This window comes from Methylocystis sp. ATCC 49242, from assembly GCF_000188155.2.
Classification (GTDB): domain Bacteria; phylum Pseudomonadota; class Alphaproteobacteria; order Rhizobiales; family Beijerinckiaceae; genus Methylocystis.
Genome location: NZ_KE124774.1, coordinates 3,480,651 through 3,498,380 on the forward strand (window position 1 = coordinate 3,480,651; position 17,730 = coordinate 3,498,380).

Genomic DNA, 17,730 nt, shown 5'->3' on the forward strand with positions numbered 1-17,730 from the left:
GCATTGTCGGCCGCAGGGAACTGGGGCTTGAGACAATGCGGCCATCAAGCCTTCCCTGTTCCGCTCCCTCTTCCGAGCGGGAACTGCGGCACTTCGCACGAAGAATCGCTTGAGGTCAAATAGTTTCGAATGTCGGCTCGGCAAGCGCCGGCCGATCCGGAGGCGGTCTGATGATAAAACAATGGCAAGCGGTCGACGATTATATCGCGGGCCGGCTGATTGCTCGGCCCGAGCAGCAGCACGAGACCCTGGACGCGAACAGGCGATCGGGTCTGCCGGCCATCGACGTCTCGGCCCCGCAGGGGAAGCTCCTCCACATTCTCTCGCGAGCGCTTCGCGCGCGCCGTATTCTCGAAATCGGGACTCTCGGCGGTTTTTCGACGATCTGGCTGGCGCGCGCGCTCGAACCCGGCGGCAAGGTCGTCACCGTGGAATTCGACCCCCGTCACGCGGAGGTCGCGCGCGCCAACATTGCCCGCGAGGGCTTGACCGACCGGGTCGATCTGCGGGTCGGCGCGGCGCTCGATATCCTGCCGAAGATTGAGGCGGAAGGGGCGGGACCTTTCGACCTTTCCTTTATCGACGCGGACAAGACGAACAACGCCGCCTATTTCAACTGGGCGCTGAAAATGTCGCGGCCCGGCGCGCTGATCATCGTCGATAATGTCGTCCGGGACGGCGCGGTGGCCGATCCCTCGACCAAAGAGGACAGCGCGCTCGGCGCTCGCGCCTTGTTCGACGCAGTCGCCGACGAATCGCGTGTGACGGCGACCGCCATCCAGACCGTCGGATCCAAGGGGTGGGATGGCTTCCTGATCGCCATGGTGAAATAGCGCGGGCTGGACTGCGCCGCAGCCGGCTCGCGCGTGGCAATCGCTTCGAAGCGCGACGAGCCGCCGCGCTGATGGCGCCGCACACAAAAAAAAGACGCGAGCGAATTTCTCGCGCGCGTCTTTTTGTCTGGCGCTGCCAGCGCCGCTTTTCAGCTCAGGCGCCTTCCAGCTGCCGCTTGCGGTTTCCCGCGGGGCTCGAGATCAGCGCGCCATCCGCGCCGAAGAGGGAGGCCTCCACGCGTCTGCCGCTGTCGTCGTAGCGCCAGGCGATGCGGGCGGCCCCGAGATCCTTGCGAACCGTGGGCTTGCCCTCGGCGTTGAAATAGGCCTCCTCGACCTGGTTTCCCTGAGCGTCATAGGCGCGCGCGACGCGCGCTGCGCCGAGACTCTTGCGCTTGATTGGCCGCCCCTCCGCGTCGAAATAGGCCTCGACGACTTCGACCCGGCCTTTCTCCGGCGCCGGCTCGGGTTTGATCCGAATGGCGCCGTCAAGCGCCGCGGTTAAAGTCCCGTTCTGCGAACAGCGTCGCTCCCGGGAGGAGATGCGCGCAACCGTCTTGATCGGCTTTCGCGTCCTTTGAGGTTTCTGTTCCATGATCCGAAGTCACTGAACGCGGTCCAGTCGGATGGCTGATCGATCCTCGGCGCAGCGGCGTCAAAGCCCTGTGCAATCGAAGGTTTTTTCAAGGGTCAACTTCCGATGGAAACGCGAATCTGAACCGGTCTCGGCTCGCGAGGGCGAGCCGGACGACATGCGCCGCTGGCCGCGGCGGGCTTCAGATCAGGGCAGGGGGCGCTCGGGAGCCGAGCGGCGGAGTGGCGGCGTCCGAGCGAAGCTGCGTCCCATCGAAGGCGAGCTTGATCTCGATATAGGACAGCGACGGCGGAGGTTCGCCCACGAAGGGCGAGGGCGTCGCCGCGCCGCCCAGCGACACGCTGTGAAATACGCAGCAGCCGTCATGCCGGGAATGCCGCGCCGGGGCCGCCGGATTATTGTCGAGGGGGCCGGAACTCTTGCTCAGGCAGATCGCGTCGGCGAACAGACCGGCACCCCGAACCCCCGATGACACGCCGACCGCAAGGCCTTGAAGGACAAGCAGATAGGCGACGAGCAGCGTAACTGCCGTCGGTCCAAACTGCCAGCTTCTCGCCTCGCTCCGCGGGTTCATAACTCTCGAAGCTAGTCATTACGGGCGGCAAGGTCAATGGCGCAGCCGTAAGCGATCGGGTCTGGGACATCGGCGCTGTACGCTTTTTTGAAACAGTTTTGCTGGCCCGCCGCTTGCGCCCGAGGCCCCACGAAGCTGCAACATGGCAGTTTTCGAGACCGTGCCTGATGGGGGGCGTATGAGTAAACTCTTGAGAAGTCTGTGTCATGCGGGGCGCTTGCGCTCCGCGTCGCTTTTTTTGCCGGCCGTAGCGGCGATCTCGCGGAAAGCGCTTCACGCGCGGGGCGCTTTGAGAGCGTTGCTGACAGTCGGCGGCCTTTGCGGAATGACGCTTACGGCGCAGGCCACCTGTTCCATTTCGGGAACGGGTGGGGTCTCTTTCGGCGTCAGGACCGATTTGACCGCCAACAATACGGCGACAGGCTCGATGACGGCAAACGTCCTGTCGCTGTTGTCTTCGTGCCGCATAACCTTGAGTTATGGCGCCAGCGGATCGGGAACGAGACGCTTCTTGACGGGTCCGGGCGGCTACAAACTGGAATATAATCTTTATCAGGATTCCGGTTTTTCGAAAATCTGGGGCAATAGCCTCGGCGTAGATTCTGTCTCCGTCGGTCTCGGATTCAGCAACAGGACCGTATATGCAAAGCTGATAGACAAAACGGCTCCGGTCAACGGTACATATACGGATACGATTACTGCAAGCATATTCTACGGCAGCTTGCGGATGAAAAGCATTACGTGGCAGGTTTCCGTTACGACTGGCGAACCGCCGCCCAGGCCTGAAGGCCTGAAGGGCGTCGCCATTCCCACGCCGTCCAATCTTTACGACTTTGTCGCGAACAGGGAAGCCGCGATCGGTCTCGGCAAGGCGCTGTTCTGGGACATGCAGGTCGGCAGCGACGCCGTGCAGGCTTGCGCCTCCTGCCATTTCCACGCCGGCGCGGACAATCGCAGCAAGAACTCGGTCAATCCGGGTCTTGCCCGCGCGTCTTCTCCCACGGTGGCGTGGCCGGATACGACTTTCCAGATCGGCGGACCGAACCATCAGTTCGTCGCCAGCGACTTCCCCTTCTTCCAGCGGCAAAACCCGGATGACCCGAATTCGTCGGTCACCCGGGACTTCAATGACGTCGCCAGTTCGCAGGGCGTGTTCAATTCCCGTTTCGCTTCGGGGCCGCCCGGCCAGTCCTGGGACAATTTCTATTTGAGCTCCGACCTCATCTTCAAGGTCGGCTCGCTCAACACCCGCCGCGTCGAACCCCGGAATACGCCCACGACGATCAACGCGGTCTTCAACTTCCGCAACTTCTGGGACGGGCGCGCGCAATTTATCTTCAACGGGGTCAATCCCTTCGGCGCACGTGACGAGAGCGCCCGGGTGTTCAAGAACGTGGGCGGGACCGTGACGCCGGTGCAGGTGCGCATCGACAACGCCAGCCTCGCGTCGCAGGCCGTCGGGCCGCCGTCGAGCAATTTCGAGATGAGCGCCGACGGCCGCACGCTGATGGACATCGGCAAGCGGCTTCTGACCGCGCGTCCGCTCGCCCTCCAGAGGGTCGCGCCGGACGACAGCGTGCTCGGACCCTATGCGAGCCTCTCGGGCAAGGGCCTGACTGTCGAGAGCTACGCCCAGGCGATCCAGGTCGCGTTCAAGCCCGAGTGGTGGAACGGCTCCCAGGCCGTTCAGGTCGACGCGGCCGGAAACAAGACGGTGATCGCCATGCCCGGCTCGCTGGCGGCGAACCAGTACACGCAGATGCAGGCCAATTTCAGCCTGTTCTTCGGTCTGGCGATTCAACTCTACGAGTCGACGCTGGTCTCCGACGACTCGCCCTTCGACCGCTACATGGCGGGCAACAAGTCGGCGATGACGTCCTCGCAGACGGCCGGCATGAACCTGTTCTTCGGAAAAGGCAAATGCGCCAACTGCCATGGCGGCGCCGAATTCACCAACGCCAGCGTGCGCAAGACCCTCAAGGAGCCTCTGCAGCGCATGGTGATGGGCAACGGCGGCGTCGCGGTCTATGACGAGGGCTTCTACAACATCGCCGTCACCAGGACGTCGGAGGATTTGCTCAATGGCGGCCGAGACGCCTTTGGCAAGCCCCTGTCGAACACGGCGATCGCGCAGCAGTTCGGATCGTCCGGCTTCCAGCAGATGATCGGCATTTCGCCGAATATCTCTGTGGCGCCGGGCGAACGCATCGCCGTGATGGGCGCGGCCAAGACTCCGACCGTCCGCAACGCAGAACTCACGCAGCCCTTCTTCCATAATGGCGGCGTGTTGAATCTGCGGCAGCTGGTGGAGTTCTACAACCGCGGCGGAAACCACAAGTCATTCAACATCAATGACTTCGATGCTGATATCGAGCGGCTTGGCTTAAGCTCTGCCGAAAAGGCCCAGCTGATCGATTTCGTGAAGTCGCTGACCGACGATCGCGTGCGGCGTGACGCGGCGCCGTTCGATCACCCGGAACTCCTGGTCCCGAACGGGCATGTCGGCGATACGATCAGCGTGCAGCAGGAGGACGGTCACGCCAAGGACGCCTTCATCCAGCTGCCGGCGGTCGGCAGGAACGGCGTCGCCGGCGCCGCGCGGCCGAACTTCCTGGGGGTTGTCGAATAGCGTCCCGCGCCTGACGGAAAGACGAGACCGGGGGTCGGGAGATCCCCGGTTTTTTTCACCGGCGTATGACAGCGTTTGCGCCGATCATTTCGATAGCCGCGCGACGGTCTTCGCGGCCACGCCCGTCGCGCATTTCATGGTGTAGACGAAATCGACGAAGTTTCCGTCGCCGCCGTCTTCCCAATTGTAGGTCGCGCCCGCATCGTCTGTACAGAGACCGCTCTGTCTCATGAAGGTGGAGGCGTTGGCGGCGTCGCTCCACAATTCGACCGGATTGACGAGGGCCCCCGAATATTTTTGCCAGTCCTGATAGACGACCATGCCGACGCCGAAAGTCGAATATAACGGCACGGTGAACGTCAGGCTCCATGAGCCGATCGCTGGCGTGGTGACCTTGCTCCCGTTCGACGAGTTGTAACGATAGGTGAGCACTGTTTGCCTTGAAACGACCGTGCCGGCGGCGTTCTTCGTCCAGATGAAAATGTCCTTCGAATAGGCGCCCTGGGCACTGGTCGGCTTGAAGGTCGCCGTCACGATCTGGGCCGGCAGGGTCGCTTCCGAGTGGGAGTGCAGTTTTATGGCGCCGAGGCCGGCCATCTTCAGGAAGTTCGTCGCGACCGAAAAATCGGCGTCGCCGACGAAAGTCACCGCTCCCCCTGTCGCAACAGACCTGGTCAGGGTGACATTCGTCGCCGCGCCGCCGGGCGACATATTCGAGTTCAGATATCTGGCGAGCTGCCCGGAATCCGGATTGCCGCCCTTCACCGCGGCGGAGAGCACGCCGGCGTCCAGCGCTTGTTGGAGATTCGATCTGGCGCCGATCGCGCGCGAGTAATCGACCGCTCCGCCGATGAGAAGGACCATTGGCAGAGTGGCGAAGGCGAAGATCACCGCCACGGCGCCGTTGCGGTCTCGCAAAAGCGTCCGCAATCGGTCGCCCGCGGCGGGCTGCGAGTTTTCCCAAAGACGTGACATTGGCCTGTCCTTGCGCAAGGGGTTTCCTTCAGGGCTCGCATCGAAGCCGCCTCGAAGTCCCGTCATTGCACGGACATTGGGTCCAGGCCTTGCAAAAAAATGTTAAGGCGCTGGAATTGCTTTTGTTTTCATTTACGCTCGCTTGTCGAAATTCAATAATCCCGCGGATTTTTCCGCTTCTCCCGCAGTAGTTATCAACATCTTCGCTCGCGGAGAGACGAACGGACCCCCGATGAAGGGCCCGGCGGACTCCATTAATGCCGTGGAAGCTGCCTCACGGCCGCCATTCGGCCGGCGTTTCCGCCGAGCGCTCCTGCGCGCGCGATTCATCGATGGCCGCGCCGACGGCGCGCAGCGCCTCGGTCACGCCGGCGCCGGTCGCCGCCGAGACCGTCAGCACCCCGCCCCGCGCTTCCGGCGGCGGTCCGGCGCGGGCGATGGCGCGCTTCAGGCGTTCGCGCTGCTTCTTCAGGTGCTCCGGATCGACGATGTCGATCTTAGAGAGCGCGACGATCTCCGGCTTTTCGTCGAGCCCGGCGCCATAGGCGGCGAGTTCGCCCCGCACGGTCTTGTAGTCCTTGCCGGCGTGTTCGCCCGAAGCGTCGACGAGATGCAGCAGGACGCGGCAGCGTTCGACATGGCCGAGGAAACGGTCGCCGAGGCCGTGGCCCTCATGCGCGCCTTCGATCAGGCCGGGAATGTCGGCCAGCACGAATTCGCGTTCGTCGCGGCGCACCACCCCGAGGCCGGGATGGAGCGTCGTGAAGGGATAATCGGCGATCTTCGGCTTTGCGGCGGTGACGCTGGCGAGAAAGGTGGACTTTCCGGCGTTGGGCAGGCCGACGAGGCCGGCGTCGGCGATGAGCTTCAGCCGCAGGATGATCGTGCGCTCCTCGCCCGACTGGCCGGGGTTGGCGCGCCGCGGGGCGCGGTTGGTCGAGGTGGTGAAATGGGCGTTGCCGAAGCCGCCATTGCCGCCCTTGCAGATCACGACGCGCTGGCCGACCTCGGTCAGATCGGCGATCAGCGTCTCCTCGTCCTCCTCGAAGATCTGCGTCCCGACCGGCACCTTCAGCACGGCGTCGGCGCCGCGTCCCCCGGCGCGGTTCTTGCCCATGCCGTGCATGCCGGTCTTGGCCTTGAAATGCTGCTGGTAGCGATAGTCGATGAGCGTGTTCAGCCCGTCGACGCATTCGGCCACGACGTCGCCGCCACGGCCGCCGTCGCCTCCGTCCGGTCCGCCGAATTCGATGAATTTTTCGCGCCGGAAGGAGACGCAACCCGCGCCGCCGTCGCCGGAGCGAACATAGACCTTGGCCTGATCCAGAAATTTCATTTGTCGCTCAGGTGGATGTGAGTTTCGGGCGGCGCGCGCCGAAGGCGGTGTGCGCCGCGCCGCGGGTGAGGCGCGTGCGTTCGACCGTCACCTTGCCGCCGCGCGCCGGCGCGTCGATCTCGATCTGACCGAGGCTCGTGAAGCCGAGCTTCTCCTGCACGCGGCGCGAGGCGAGATTGGCCGGCAGCGCGTCACAGGTGATTTCGCCCAGCGACGACACGCCGAAGATCAGGTCGACGAAGCCGCGCGCGGCCTCGGTCATCAGCCCCTGACCCCAATATTCCCGCCCCAGCCAGTAGCCCAGGCGCGCGACGCCTCGAAAGGATGAGCCATGCGCGCCGATCACGCCGATCGCGTCATTGGGCTGGCGCTTGAAGGCGAGCGCGAGAACGAGCCCTTCGCCAGCCGAATTTTCGGCCCGGGCGCGCAGGATGAACTCCTCTGCGTCGCGAATATTATAGGGGTGGGGAATAGTCGCGGTCTGCGAGGAAACCTCGGGATCGCCGAGAAACCGCGTGAAGGCGCGGGCGTCGGCGGCGCGCGGCCAGCGCAGCCACATGCGTTCGGTTTCCAGCCTGAAAACGTCGTCATGCGTGATTTCAGGAAACATCGAAAGCTCCAAGCGAAAGACCGAATTTGGCCCCGGATCGAAAAAAGGGGAAGCGGCGCCCGCTTCCCCTATCGACCCAGTTGGGCCTTTTCCGGACATTTCGCTCAATCGGAGCTTTCTGCTCCTCGCGCTGGTCGAAACGACCATTGTCCGCCGGGGAATGGGGCCGGCGGAGGGTCGTTACCGATCCGACCGCCTTACTCTGCGGCTACCGCCGCCGGCACGACGGATACGCTTGCGCGCCCGCCGCTGGATTTAAACAATACGACGCCGTCGACGAGCGCGAAGAGCGTGTGGTCCTTGCCCATGCCGACATTGCGGCCGGGATGCCACTTCGTGCCGCGCTGACGCACGATGATGTTGCCGCCGACGACCGATTCGCCGCCGAATTTCTTGACGCCGAGACGGCGGCCGTCCGAGTCGCGGCCGTTGCGCGACGAGCCGCCCGCTTTCTTGTGAGCCATTGTCCTGCTCCGACTTTACTTTCCTGCGACGCTCACGCGCCGCGTTGAAATCTGGTTGGCGCTCGACGCCTATCGAAATGATAACGCGCGGCGCCCGGTTTCACCAAGCCTTTTGGCGCGAGAGGCTCAGCCCTCGATCGCCGTGATCTTGACGAGCGTCAGATCCTGGCGATGACCGCGCTTGCGCTTGGAGTTCTGGCGGCGGCGCTTCTTGAAGGAGATCGACTTGGCGCTGCGCGTCTGCTCGGCGATCTCGCCCGAAACCTTGGCGCCGGCGACCGTCGGGGCGCCGATCTTCGGCGTATCGCCGCCGACCATCAGCACTTCGTCGAAGGTGATCTTGTCGCCCGGCGCGCCGTCGAGCGCCATGACGGTGATAATGTCTCCGGCGGACACGCTATACTGCTTGCCGCCGGTTTTGATGACTGCGAACATCGTTTTTTCCTGTGTTCGTCCCGACTCTGGCGTTTCCGCCGGCCGGCTTTTTGACAGTTGAACCGGTTGCGCTTCGCTCTCCTGCGCGGTTGGCGCAAAAGAAAAACGCGGCGAAACCGCCGCGCCGAAGCGAAGGACGACCTAAACCGCGCGAGACGCTTTTGTCAATGCTCGCTGCGCCGAATGGCCGCTTACTGCGTGCAGCCGCTGGCCTGCATCTGCGCCAGCCAGATGGCGCAATTGGCCTGGGCGCGCGCCGCGCGTCGCTGCTGCCGGTAGACGCGATACTGATAGTCGTCGTCGTAATCCCCGCCGTTCCAGCCGCCGCCCCCATAGCCGCCATAGGACCCCGGACCTGCGTTGTTCCAGCCGTGGCGCCCGCCGCCGCGCTGAAACTGGCGCATGCAGTTGTTGTAATTATTGGCTATCGCGAAACACAGCGGCACATTGGGCGCGGCCTGCGCCGAGGGAGCCGGCGCCAGCGCTCCGACGATGGCGGCGAGGGTGAGATAATGAACAATTCGCCGCATTGCGGCCTCTCCCGGTTTCGGCGCGGCGGCGCCGCGCGACTGATTCAATCTCGCCGATCAGAGCTGAAGCTTGTGTGAACGGCTCACCAGCCGGCGACGCGGCGGCAGGACGCGCCGCCGCCGTCGAACTCGTAATGGTCGCCGCAGGCAAAGGCGACGGGCGGCTCTCCGGTGCGCTCGAACAGATCATAGCCCTGTTTCAGATTTTTCCAGAAGCTGGTCCACTGCGCATAATTGCCGCCGCCGCCGACGAAGGCGAGCCAGCCGCCGCCCGTCTCGCGGGCGATCGCCGCGTCCGTCATGCGGAAGGGAAAGATGTGGACCGCGATTTCCTTCTGCCCGGCGCGCAACGCCGCCTCCACGAATCCGTAGATTTCCTCGATGCCGCGGTCTGTCATGGCGAAGCAGCCGACGGACTTGCAGGCGCCATGGACCATGACGAGCCCGCCGGTCCGTCCGTTTTGCCGGTCGAAGGCGTTCGGATAGCCGACGTTGAAGGCGCGGTGGTAGTTGGAGTGCGGGTTCAGTTGGCGCGCCGAGACGCTGTAGAAACCTTCGGGCGACTGGTAATCGGCCTCCTTGATCTTCGGCCCGAGGCGCCCCGACCATTTGCAGATCGGAAATGTCTTGTAGAGGTTGAACCGGCCATTTTTCCTCAGCCAGAGTTCGAGCTGCCCCTCCTGCTTGAAGATGCGCACAAAGACCTGGTCGCCCATGCCGAATTTCGGCGGCGGCTGCTGGAAGGCGTCCTCGGGCGCGGGCCGCAAGGCCGGCTCCGGCAGGCGGGCGACCTGCGTCGTCGGCGCGGCGGCCGCCGGCGGAGCCGGCGCCGCGGCGGCGGGTTGAGCGGGCGTCGCCTGATCGGCCGGCGCGGCGGCGACCCGCGTCGAAGCCGCGACGCCGGCGAGTTCGCGGGGCCGGGTCGGCGGGAGGGGAGCGTCCGGCGCGGGCGTCCGCTCGGGGGTCTGCGCCGCCTCGCTCGCGGGCGGGACGGGTGCGACGGAGGGCGATTCAGGCGCCGGCGCCGAGGCGGCCGGGGGCGCTTCGGGCGGGGGCGCGGTCACTGCGGCAAGCCGGTCCAGATCGCCCGGGCGGCTCGGCGGCAGGGGCGTCTGGGCCGCGATTTTCGCCAGATCGGCCGGCCGGCTCGGCGGCAAAGGCGGCGCGGCGGGTTGCGGCGGGAAGGAGACATCGCCTTCCACATCCGGATTTTCAGCTGCAGGTGAAGCTTCCGGCGCGACAGCGGTGGGGAAGGGCGGCGTTTGCGGCGGCTCCTGCGCTGCCGTCGCGACCGGGGCCGCGGGCGCGAGGGCGGGGATCGTGACCGGCGCAGGCGTCTCGGCAGGCGCAGCGACTGGCGAGGTCGCTTCTGGCGGAACTCCGCGGCGCAGGCCGGGCAACATCGCGCCGCCGATCGGGCCAACGGCCGGCTTCGCCGCCATTGCGGTCTGTTGCGCCGGAGAAGCGCCGCGCTGCGGCGCGACGCCCGGCAGGAAGCGCAGGATGGCGACCCCTCCGCCAAGCGCGGCGAGGGCGAGAGACGCCAGCAGCAGATGTGTGAGTCGCGGCTTCATCCGGAGCGTTTTGAACTTCCTGACTGCAAATCCTACCGATAGAGCCGCAACGTGGCAAACATATCGTAAGCTTGACCGTCAATGACCCTCGAAGGCGACGAGACTGCGCACGGGCACGCCGAGCGCCTCGATCTTTTTCGCGCCGCCGAGATCGGGAAGGTCGATGACGAAACAGGCGGCGACGACCTCTGCGCCCATCTTCTGCAGAAGCCGGATCGCCCCCTCGGCCGTGCCGCCGGTCGCGATCAGGTCGTCGACGAGAATCACCCGCTCCCCCGCCGACACGGCGTCGACATGCATCTCCATCTCGTCGGTTCCGTATTCGAGCGCATAGGACATCGAGACAGTCTTGTGAGGCAATTTGCCTTTTTTGCGAATGGGGATGAAGCCGGCCGAGAGCTGATGCGCCACCGCGCCGCCGAGAATGAAGCCGCGCGCCTCCATTCCCGCCACCTTGTCGATCTTCGTGCCGGCCCAGGGCTGCACGAGCTCGTCCACCGCCCTGCGGAACGCCCTGGCGTCGCCGAGAAGCGTCGTGATGTCGCGAAAGAGAATGCCCTTTTTCGGATAGTCCGGAATGGTGCGGATGGAGGATGCGAGGGGCATGGAAGACCTTTTTTCTCTCGTGATGATTCAGGTTTGTTCAACTAAAGGTTGAGTTCAGGCTGGAGCATGCGTCGCGAGTCATTACACTCGGACGTCACGACCTCCAAGGATTTCAGCCCATGTCCAGCTTCGCGCGCGTCGCCTGCCTTCTGGCCGCGTCCTTTCTCCTCGCCGCCGAGGCGCGAGCCGCCGGCGGGCGGGGCTTCGGCGGCGCCCCCGGCTATCCGCCGCCGCCGAACGTCGGGCGCCGGCCTTACCCGCCGCCCTATCCGGGGCCTGTTCCCGTTCCCGTCCCTGTCCCGGTTCCCGACAGCGCCGACTATTACGGCGGCGGGCCGTCGGCGCCTCCGCCCCCGCCGGCGCCGCGCCGGGAGGGAGAGTCGATCAACGGGCAGTGGTATTACTGACCTGCGCCAATGAGTCGCGCCATCACCGCGTCGAGCTTCTTCATCACTTCCGGATCGCGCGCCTCGGGCGGCGTCAGTATGGCGTTGTCGAGCGCGCGGTCCGAGCCGACGGGGCAGGGTTCGTGCTCGGCCGGGAAATCCGCCAGCACGCGGGCGATCAGTTTCGTGGCGGCGGCGGAGTTCCTGCGCACGATTTCGATCACCGAGGAAACATCGACATTGTCGTGCTCGGGGTGCCAGCAATCGAAGTCCGTCACCATGGCGATGGTCGCGTAAGAAATCTCCGCCTCGCGTGCGAGCTTCGCCTCCGGCATCGCGGTCATGCCGATGAGATCGAAACCGGCGGCCTTGTAGTGGAGCGATTCGGCATAGGAGGAGAATTGCGGCCCCTCCATGCACACATAGGTTCCGCCGATCGCGATCTCGATTCCCTCGTCCCGCGCCGCCCTCGCGATGCGCTCGGAGAGTTTCGGCGCGATCGGATGCGCCATCGACACATGCGCGACGCAGCCATTGCCGAAAAACGAGGATTCACGTGCGAAAGTGCGATCCACGAATTGATCGACGAGGACGAAGAGACCAGGAAAGAATTGCGATTTGAAGGAGCCGCAGGCCGAAACCGAAATGATGTCCGTGACGCCGACGCGCTTCAGCGCGTCGATGTTCGCGCGGTAATTTATGCCCGAAGGTGAGAGCCGATGACCGCGCCCGTGGCGCGGCAAAAAGACCGCGCTCGTGCCGCCGACCTCGCCGAAAACAAGTTCATCGGAGGGCTCGCCCCAGGGGGTCGCAACCCTTTCGCGCCGCGGATTCTTCACGCCGGGCAAATCATAAACGCCTGAACCGCCGATAATTCCAACCACAGCTTTGGTCATCGCCGCTCCTCTCGCAGAATAAGCGCGCGCGAAAAATTCACGCGCGCTGCGGCGCCGTGACAGGGTTGCGCCGCAAAAATGCCTGTGTTAGTGGACGCACGCCTTGGGACTGGGGCGTTGCAGCCCTTGTCCCTTGTTCCTACAGCATCCGTCGCTTGAAGCTACCGCTATCTGCTGCGTTCGCGCGTTTTCGCGTTGCGGCCGGCGCTTCGAACGATGCGAATTTGACGAGCGAAAAAAGTGGCTCAAGACGGAGTTTCGCTTTCCGGCGTCGCAGGACGTTACGCCTCCGCCCTCTATGAACTGGCGACTGAAAAACGCGCCGCTGACGAGGTCGCCGCCGCGCTCGCCGCATTCCAGACGCTGGTGAACGACAGCGCCGACCTCAAGCGCCTAGTGAGGAGCCCTGTCTTCTCCGCGCAGGAGCAGGTCAAGGCGCTCGACGCCGTTCTGAACAAGGCGGGAATTTCCGGCATTGCCGCAAATTTCATCCGCCTCGTCGCGTCGAAGCGCCGCCTCTTCGTCATCTCCGACATGATCGACGCCTATCAGAGTCTGCACGACGCCTCGAAGGGCCTCGTGCGCGCCGACGTCACGGTCGCCGCGCCGCTGCGGCCGGAGCAGGCGACCGCGCTGCGTCAGACGCTCTCGGGCGTCACCGGCGGCAAGTCGATCAATCTCAATATCGCGACGGATCCGTCGATCATCGGCGGCATCATCGTCAAACTCGGTTCACGCATGGTCGACGCTTCCGTCCGCACCAAGCTCAACGCAATCCGCACACGTATGAAAGAGGTCGGCTGATGGATATCCGCGCCGCAGAAATTTCCGCGATCCTCAAGAACGAGATCGCCAACTTCGGCACTGAGGCCGAGGTTACAGAGGTCGGTCAGGTTCTGTCCGTCGGCGACGGCATCGCTCGCGTCTATGGCCTCGACAATGTGCAGGCCGGCGAGACGGTCGAGTTCGAGAACGGCGTGCGCGGCATGGCGTTGAACCTCGAAAGCGACAACGTCGGCATCGTTATCTTCGGCTCCGACCGCGACATCAAGGAAGGCCAGACGGTCAAGCGCACGGGCGCCATCGTCGACGTGCCGGTCGGCAAGGAGCTTCTCGGCCGCGTCGTCGACGCGCTCGGCAATCCGATCGACGGCAAGGGCCCGATCAAGGCCGCGACCCGCGCCCGCGTCGACGTGAAGGCACCTGGCATCATTCCGCGCAAGTCGGTTCATGAGCCGATGGCGACGGGCCTCAAGGCCGTCGACGCCCTCATCCCGATCGGCCGCGGCCAGCGCGAGCTGATCATCGGCGACCGCCAGACCGGCAAGACCGCGATCGCGCTCGACACGATCCTGAACCAGAAGTCGCTGAACGTCGAAGGCGCGCCCGAGAGCCAGAAGCTCTACTGCGTCTACGTCGCCGTCGGCCAGAAGCGTTCGACCGTCGCGCAGTTCGTGAAGGTGCTCGAGGAGCGCGGCGCCCTCGAATATTCGATCATCGTGGCGGCCACCGCCTCGGACCCGGCCCCGATGCAGTTTCTGGCGCCCTTCGCGGGCTGCGCCATGGGCGAGTATTTCCGTGACAACGGCATGCACGCGGTCATCATCTATGACGATCTGTCCAAGCAGGCCGTCGCCTACCGCCAGATGTCGCTGCTGCTGCGCCGTCCGCCGGGCCGCGAAGCCTATCCGGGCGACGTGTTCTATCTGCATTCCCGTCTCCTCGAGCGCGCGGCGAAGCTCAATGACGATCGCGGCGCGGGCTCGCTGACGGCGCTGCCGGTCATCGAGACGCAGGCCAACGACGTGTCGGCCTATATTCCGACGAATGTGATCTCGATCACCGACGGCCAGATCTTCCTCGAGACCGACCTCTTCTATCAGGGCATTCGTCCGGCCGTGAACGTCGGCCTCTCCGTGTCGCGCGTCGGCTCGTCCGCGCAGACCAAGGCCACGAAGAAGGTCGCAGGCAAGATCAAGGGCGAGCTGGCCCAGTATCGCGAAATGGCGGCCTTCGCCCAGTTCGGCTCCGACCTCGACGCGGTGACACAGCGTCTGCTGAACCGCGGCGCGCGCCTCACCGAGCTCCTGAAGCAGCCGCAGTTCTCGCCGCTGAAGATGGAAGAGCAGACCTGCGTGATCTACGCCGGCGTCAACGGCTATCTCGATCCGCTGCCGGTCAATCGCGTCCGCGCCTTCGAGGACGGGCTGTTGGCGCTGCTGCGCTCGTCGCACAACGACATTCTCGAGAGCATCCGCACGTCGAAGGACCTGTCCGACGATACTGCGGCCAAGCTCAAGAGCGTCGTCGAGTCCTTCGCGAAGTCCTTCGCCTGATCCGACTGCTGACGGTTCGCGCGCCCGTTGACGGGCGCGCGACGACCTCGAGACAAGAAGCACGCTCATGCCCTCGTTGAAGGATCTTCGAAACCGGATTTCTTCCGTCAAGGCGACGCAGAAGATCACCAAGGCCATGCAGATGGTCGCGGCGGCCAAGCTGCGCCGCGCGCAGACGGCGGCCGAAGCCGCGCGTCCCTATGCCGAGCGCATGGAATCCGTGCTCGCCAATCTCGCCGCCGGCGTTTCGACCGGCGGCCCGCAGCTTCTCGCCGGAAACGGAAAGGACGACGTGCATCTGCTCGTCGTCGCCACCGCCGAGCGCGGCCTCTGCGGCGCGTTCAACTCCTCGATCGTGCGAATGGCCCGGGAGCACATCCAGCGCCTTCAGGGACAGGGCAAGACGGTCAAGATTCTCTGCGTCGGCAAGAAGGGTTTCGACCAGCTGCGCCGCCAATACGAAAAAGAGATCGTGGAGCTGATCGAGCTGCGGGGCCTCAAGACCATCGGCTTCGAGAACGCCGACGAGATCGGCAAGAAGGTCATCGCAATGTTCGAGGCGGGCGAATTCGACGTCGCCACGCTGTTCTTCTCGAAGTTCAAGTCGGTGATCTCGCAGATCCCGACGGCGCAGCAGCTGATCCCGGCGCAGATCGCGGCGAATGAGAACGCTCCCGCCGTGGAGGGCGCGCAGCCGTCCTATGAATATGAGCCCGGCCAGGACGAGATTCTCTCGGAACTCCTGCCGCGCAACATCTCCGTGCAGGTGTTCCGCGCGCTGCTCGAAAACGCCGCCTCGGAACAGGGCGCGCGCATGAGCGCGATGGACAACGCCACGCGCAACGCCGGCGACATGATCAAAAAGCAGACGACCCTCTACAACCGGTCGCGTCAGGCGATGATCACCAAGGAACTCATCGAAATCATCTCGGGCGCCGAAGCGCTCTGATCGTTAAAATAGACGAGGACGTAACATGGCCGCCAACAAGCCCACCGGGCGCATCACCCAAGTCATCGGCGCCGTCGTCGACGTGAAGTTCGACGGGCATCTCCCCGAGATTCTCAACGCGCTCGAGACCACGAACCAGGGCCAGCGCCTCGTTCTGGAAGTCGCGCAGCACCTCGGCGAGAACTCCGTGCGCACCATCGCCATGGACACGTCGGAAGGTCTGACGCGCGGCCAGGAAGTGGTCGACACCGGCGCGCCGATCTCCGTGCCCGTCGGCGACGAGACGCTCGGCCGCATCATCAACGTCATCGGCGAGCCGGTCGACGAGGCCGGCCCGCTCGTGACCGCCAACAAGCGCGCCATTCACCAGCCGGCGCCTTCCTACGCCGAGCAGGCGACGGAAGCCCAGATTCTCGAAACCGGCATCAAGGTCGTCGACCTTCTCGCGCCCTACGCCAAGGGCGGCAAGATCGGCCTGTTCGGCGGCGCAGGCGTCGGCAAGACCGTTCTCATCATGGAGCTCATCAACAACGTCGCCAAGGCGCACGGCGGTTATTCCGTTTTCGCGGGCGTCGGCGAGCGCACCCGCGAGGGCAACGACCTCTATCACGAGATGATCGAGGGCGGCGTGAACAAGAAGCCGGTGAACGGCTCGGCCGCAGGCTCAAAGGCCGCGCTGGTCTATGGACAGATGAACGAGCCGCCGGGCGCCCGCGCCCGCGTCGCGCTGACCGGCCTCACGGTCGCCGAACATTTCCGCGACCAGGGCCAGGACGTTCTGTTCTTCGTGGACAACATCTTCCGCTTCACGCAGGCGGGCTCGGAAGTCTCCGCGCTTCTCGGCCGCATCCCTTCGGCGGTGGGCTATCAGCCGACGCTCGCAACCGACATGGGAGCGCTGCAGGAGCGCATCACCACCACGACCAAGGGCTCGATCACCTCGGTGCAGGCCATTTACGTGCCCGCCGACGACCTGACCGACCCGGCGCCGGCCACCTCCTTCGCCCACCTCGACGCCACGACCGTGCTCTCGCGCTCCATTGCGGAAAAGGGCATTTATCCGGCCGTCGACCCGCTGGATTCGACCTCGCGCATGCTCTCCCCGGCCATCGTCGGCGAGGAGCATTACGAAGTCGCCCGCAAGGTCCAGTCGACCCTGCAGCGCTACAAGTCGCTGCAGGACATCATCGCCATTCTCGGCATGGACGAACTCTCGGAAGAGGACAAGCTCGTCGTCGCCCGCGCCCGCAAGATCGAGCGCTTCCTGTCGCAGCCCTTCCACGTCGCCGAAGTCTTCACCGGTTCGCCCGGCAAGCTCGTTGCGCTGGCCGACACGATCAAGGGTTTCAAGGGTCTCGTCGAGGGTCAATACGATCACCTTCCGGAGGCTGCCTTCTATATGGTCGGCTCCATCGAGGAGGCGATCGAAAAGGCCGCCAAGCTCGCCAAGGAAGCGGCCTGACGCCTTCGCTCATGGTCCGGGTTCCGCGGGCCAGGGCGATTTACGAAACTGAATGGCCGGCGCCGCCGGCCATCATTTGCTGAATGCAAGAAGCGCCGCCGGAGAAAGACATGGCCGCATTCCACTTTGAACTCGTCTCTCCCGAAAAGTTGCTGTTCTCGGGCGATGTCGAATCCGTGGTCGCGCCGGGGGCGGAGGGGCAGTTCACTGTCCTCAAGGACCATGCGCCGGTCATGACGACCTTGAAGTCGGGCGTCGTCACGGTCGCAGGCGGCGACGGCAAGGTAGAGAAGCTTTTCGTGCGCGGCGGATTCGCGGATGTGAGCGCGGCAGGTTTCACCATTCTCGCCGAACTTGCGATCCCGCTTTCAGAGATCGACGTAGCCAAGGTCGACGCCGACCTGAAGGATGCGCGCGAAGATCTGGCCGACGCCAAGACTGAGGAGGCCCGTCACGCGGCCGCCGAGAAAATCGTCCAGTTGCAGGAGTTGCGCGCGTCTGTCGGCGCCTGAGCGCATAGGCGCGATCTGGGGGGCCTCT

At 64.7% G+C, this 17,730-nt stretch carries 19 protein-coding genes and 1 pseudogene; 9 read left to right on the plus strand and 11 right to left on the minus strand.

What is annotated here, in order from left to right:
• The first annotated feature begins 170 nt into the window (after window positions 1–170).
• Complete coding sequence (locus MET49242_RS19155) at window positions 171–833, plus strand: O-methyltransferase (protein ID WP_036285394.1); 663 nt, start codon at window positions 171–173, stop codon at window positions 831–833.
• 154 nt (window positions 834–987) lie between these two features.
• Here MET49242_RS19155 and MET49242_RS19160 read toward each other — a convergent pair whose 3' ends face one another.
• Both MET49242_RS19160 and MET49242_RS19165 read right to left on the minus strand, forming a co-directional pair.
• Complete coding sequence (locus MET49242_RS19160) at window positions 988–1,428, minus strand: hypothetical protein (protein WP_036285396.1); 441 nt, start codon at window positions 1,426–1,428, stop codon at window positions 988–990.
• Window positions 1,429–1,609: 181 nt separating this feature from the next.
• Entirely contained in the window at window positions 1,610–2,002 is a 393-nt protein-coding gene (locus tag MET49242_RS19165; protein WP_036285398.1) for a hypothetical protein, read from the minus strand.
• Between the two features lie 325 nt (window positions 2,003–2,327).
• On the opposite strand from MET49242_RS19165, the pseudogene MET49242_RS26680 reads away from it, so the two are divergent.
• Window positions 2,328–2,693: pseudogene (locus MET49242_RS26680) on the plus strand (spore coat protein U domain-containing protein); the annotation flags it as partial.
• Between the two features lie 36 nt (window positions 2,694–2,729).
• The gene (locus MET49242_RS19170; RefSeq protein WP_244430852.1) at window positions 2,730–4,631 is read left to right on the plus strand and encodes a cytochrome-c peroxidase; all 1,902 of its coding nucleotides are present in this window, start codon (window positions 2,730–2,732) and stop codon (window positions 4,629–4,631) included.
• An 84-nt stretch (window positions 4,632–4,715) separates the two neighbouring features.
• Here the strand turns inward: MET49242_RS19170 and MET49242_RS19175 are convergent, their stop codons facing one another.
• From MET49242_RS19175 to MET49242_RS19210, 8 genes are all read right to left on the minus strand, one after another.
• Window positions 4,716–5,606: a TadE/TadG family type IV pilus assembly protein gene (locus tag MET49242_RS19175; protein ID WP_158497335.1), complete on the minus strand. Its 891-nt coding sequence runs from the start codon at window positions 5,604–5,606 to the stop codon at window positions 4,716–4,718.
• 274 nt (window positions 5,607–5,880) lie between these two features.
• Window positions 5,881–6,942, minus strand: coding sequence for a GTPase ObgE (obgE, locus tag MET49242_RS19180; RefSeq protein ID WP_036285401.1), 1,062 nt, complete (start codon window positions 6,940–6,942; stop codon window positions 5,881–5,883).
• Window positions 6,943–6,949: 7 nt separating this feature from the next.
• Window positions 6,950–7,552 carry a GNAT family N-acetyltransferase gene (locus MET49242_RS19185; RefSeq protein WP_036288778.1) on the minus strand — a complete coding sequence of 201 codons (603 nt, stop codon included), beginning with the start codon at window positions 7,550–7,552 and terminating at the stop codon, window positions 6,950–6,952.
• Window positions 7,553–7,749: 197 nt separating this feature from the next.
• Window positions 7,750–8,016, minus strand: a complete 267-nt coding sequence (gene rpmA, locus MET49242_RS19190) for a 50S ribosomal protein L27 (RefSeq protein WP_036285402.1) — start codon at window positions 8,014–8,016, stop codon at window positions 7,750–7,752.
• Between the two features lie 126 nt (window positions 8,017–8,142).
• The gene (gene rplU, locus MET49242_RS19195; protein WP_036285404.1) at window positions 8,143–8,451 is read right to left on the minus strand and encodes a 50S ribosomal protein L21; all 309 of its coding nucleotides are present in this window, start codon (window positions 8,449–8,451) and stop codon (window positions 8,143–8,145) included.
• 191 nt (window positions 8,452–8,642) lie between these two features.
• Window positions 8,643–8,981, minus strand: a complete 339-nt coding sequence (locus MET49242_RS19200) for a hypothetical protein (protein WP_036288780.1) — start codon at window positions 8,979–8,981, stop codon at window positions 8,643–8,645.
• Window positions 8,982–9,064: 83 nt separating this feature from the next.
• Window positions 9,065–10,555: a murein L,D-transpeptidase family protein gene (locus MET49242_RS19205; RefSeq protein WP_036285406.1), complete on the minus strand. Its 1,491-nt coding sequence runs from the start codon at window positions 10,553–10,555 to the stop codon at window positions 9,065–9,067.
• A gap of 78 nt (window positions 10,556–10,633) precedes the next feature.
• Window positions 10,634–11,161 carry an adenine phosphoribosyltransferase gene (locus MET49242_RS19210; protein WP_036285407.1) on the minus strand — a complete coding sequence of 176 codons (528 nt, stop codon included), beginning with the start codon at window positions 11,159–11,161 and terminating at the stop codon, window positions 10,634–10,636.
• A gap of 119 nt (window positions 11,162–11,280) precedes the next feature.
• On the opposite strand from MET49242_RS19210, the gene MET49242_RS26415 reads away from it, so the two are divergent.
• Entirely contained in the window at window positions 11,281–11,568 is a 288-nt protein-coding gene (locus MET49242_RS26415) for a hypothetical protein (RefSeq protein ID WP_036285408.1), read from the plus strand.
• On the opposite strand, the gene MET49242_RS19220 is transcribed toward MET49242_RS26415, so the two are convergent.
• Window positions 11,562–12,443, minus strand: coding sequence for an S-methyl-5'-thioadenosine phosphorylase (locus tag MET49242_RS19220; protein WP_036285411.1), 882 nt, complete (start codon window positions 12,441–12,443; stop codon window positions 11,562–11,564). The genes MET49242_RS26415 and MET49242_RS19220 overlap by 7 nt on opposite strands.
• A gap of 240 nt (window positions 12,444–12,683) precedes the next feature.
• On the opposite strand from MET49242_RS19220, the gene MET49242_RS19225 reads away from it, so the two are divergent.
• The 5 genes from MET49242_RS19225 to MET49242_RS19245 all read left to right on the plus strand — a co-directional run bounded on the left by MET49242_RS19225 (window position 12,684) and on the right by MET49242_RS19245 (window position 17,702).
• Complete coding sequence (locus MET49242_RS19225; RefSeq protein ID WP_036285413.1) at window positions 12,684–13,247, plus strand: F0F1 ATP synthase subunit delta; 564 nt, start codon at window positions 12,684–12,686, stop codon at window positions 13,245–13,247.
• Window positions 13,247–14,779 carry a F0F1 ATP synthase subunit alpha gene (atpA, locus tag MET49242_RS19230; RefSeq protein WP_036285417.1) on the plus strand — a complete coding sequence of 511 codons (1,533 nt, stop codon included), beginning with the start codon at window positions 13,247–13,249 and terminating at the stop codon, window positions 14,777–14,779. The genes MET49242_RS19225 and atpA overlap by 1 nt, the downstream gene beginning before the upstream one ends.
• Before the next feature lie 67 nt (window positions 14,780–14,846).
• The gene (locus tag MET49242_RS19235; RefSeq protein WP_036285418.1) at window positions 14,847–15,728 is read left to right on the plus strand and encodes a F0F1 ATP synthase subunit gamma; all 882 of its coding nucleotides are present in this window, start codon (window positions 14,847–14,849) and stop codon (window positions 15,726–15,728) included.
• Between the two features lie 25 nt (window positions 15,729–15,753).
• Window positions 15,754–17,190 (plus strand): F0F1 ATP synthase subunit beta, encoded by a 1,437-nt coding sequence (gene atpD / locus MET49242_RS19240; protein ID WP_036285420.1) that lies wholly within the window; start codon window positions 15,754–15,756, stop codon window positions 17,188–17,190.
• 110 nt (window positions 17,191–17,300) lie between these two features.
• Window positions 17,301–17,702, plus strand: coding sequence for a F0F1 ATP synthase subunit epsilon (locus MET49242_RS19245; RefSeq protein WP_036288783.1), 402 nt, complete (start codon window positions 17,301–17,303; stop codon window positions 17,700–17,702).
• Window positions 17,703–17,730 lie beyond the last annotated feature (28 nt).

Coding starts and splice junctions, on each gene's coding strand:
- MET49242_RS19155 (WP_036285394.1), top strand. CDS start 171: ATGATAAAACAATGGCAAGCGGTCGACGATTATATCGCGGGCCGGCTG.
- MET49242_RS19160 (WP_036285396.1), bottom strand. CDS start 1,428: ATGGAACAGAAACCTCAAAGGACGCGAAAGCCGATCAAGACGGTTGCG.
- MET49242_RS19165 (WP_036285398.1), bottom strand. CDS start 2,002: ATGAACCCGCGGAGCGAGGCGAGAAGCTGGCAGTTTGGACCGACGGCA.
- MET49242_RS19170 (WP_244430852.1), top strand. CDS start 2,730: ATGAAAAGCATTACGTGGCAGGTTTCCGTTACGACTGGCGAACCGCCG.
- MET49242_RS19175 (WP_158497335.1), bottom strand. CDS start 5,606: ATGTCACGTCTTTGGGAAAACTCGCAGCCCGCCGCGGGCGACCGATTG.
- obgE (WP_036285401.1), bottom strand. CDS start 6,942: ATGAAATTTCTGGATCAGGCCAAGGTCTATGTTCGCTCCGGCGACGGC.
- MET49242_RS19185 (WP_036288778.1), bottom strand. CDS start 7,552: ATGTTTCCTGAAATCACGCATGACGACGTTTTCAGGCTGGAAACCGAA.
- rpmA (WP_036285402.1), bottom strand. CDS start 8,016: ATGGCTCACAAGAAAGCGGGCGGCTCGTCGCGCAACGGCCGCGACTCG.
- rplU (WP_036285404.1), bottom strand. CDS start 8,451: ATGTTCGCAGTCATCAAAACCGGCGGCAAGCAGTATAGCGTGTCCGCC.
- MET49242_RS19200 (WP_036288780.1), bottom strand. CDS start 8,981: ATGCGGCGAATTGTTCATTATCTCACCCTCGCCGCCATCGTCGGAGCG.
- MET49242_RS19205 (WP_036285406.1), bottom strand. CDS start 10,555: ATGAAGCCGCGACTCACACATCTGCTGCTGGCGTCTCTCGCCCTCGCC.
- MET49242_RS19210 (WP_036285407.1), bottom strand. CDS start 11,161: ATGCCCCTCGCATCCTCCATCCGCACCATTCCGGACTATCCGAAAAAG.
- MET49242_RS26415 (WP_036285408.1), top strand. CDS start 11,281: ATGTCCAGCTTCGCGCGCGTCGCCTGCCTTCTGGCCGCGTCCTTTCTC.
- MET49242_RS19220 (WP_036285411.1), bottom strand. CDS start 12,443: ATGACCAAAGCTGTGGTTGGAATTATCGGCGGTTCAGGCGTTTATGAT.
- atpA (WP_036285417.1), top strand. CDS start 13,247: ATGGATATCCGCGCCGCAGAAATTTCCGCGATCCTCAAGAACGAGATC.
- MET49242_RS19235 (WP_036285418.1), top strand. CDS start 14,847: ATGCCCTCGTTGAAGGATCTTCGAAACCGGATTTCTTCCGTCAAGGCG.
- atpD (WP_036285420.1), top strand. CDS start 15,754: ATGGCCGCCAACAAGCCCACCGGGCGCATCACCCAAGTCATCGGCGCC.
- MET49242_RS19245 (WP_036288783.1), top strand. CDS start 17,301: ATGGCCGCATTCCACTTTGAACTCGTCTCTCCCGAAAAGTTGCTGTTC.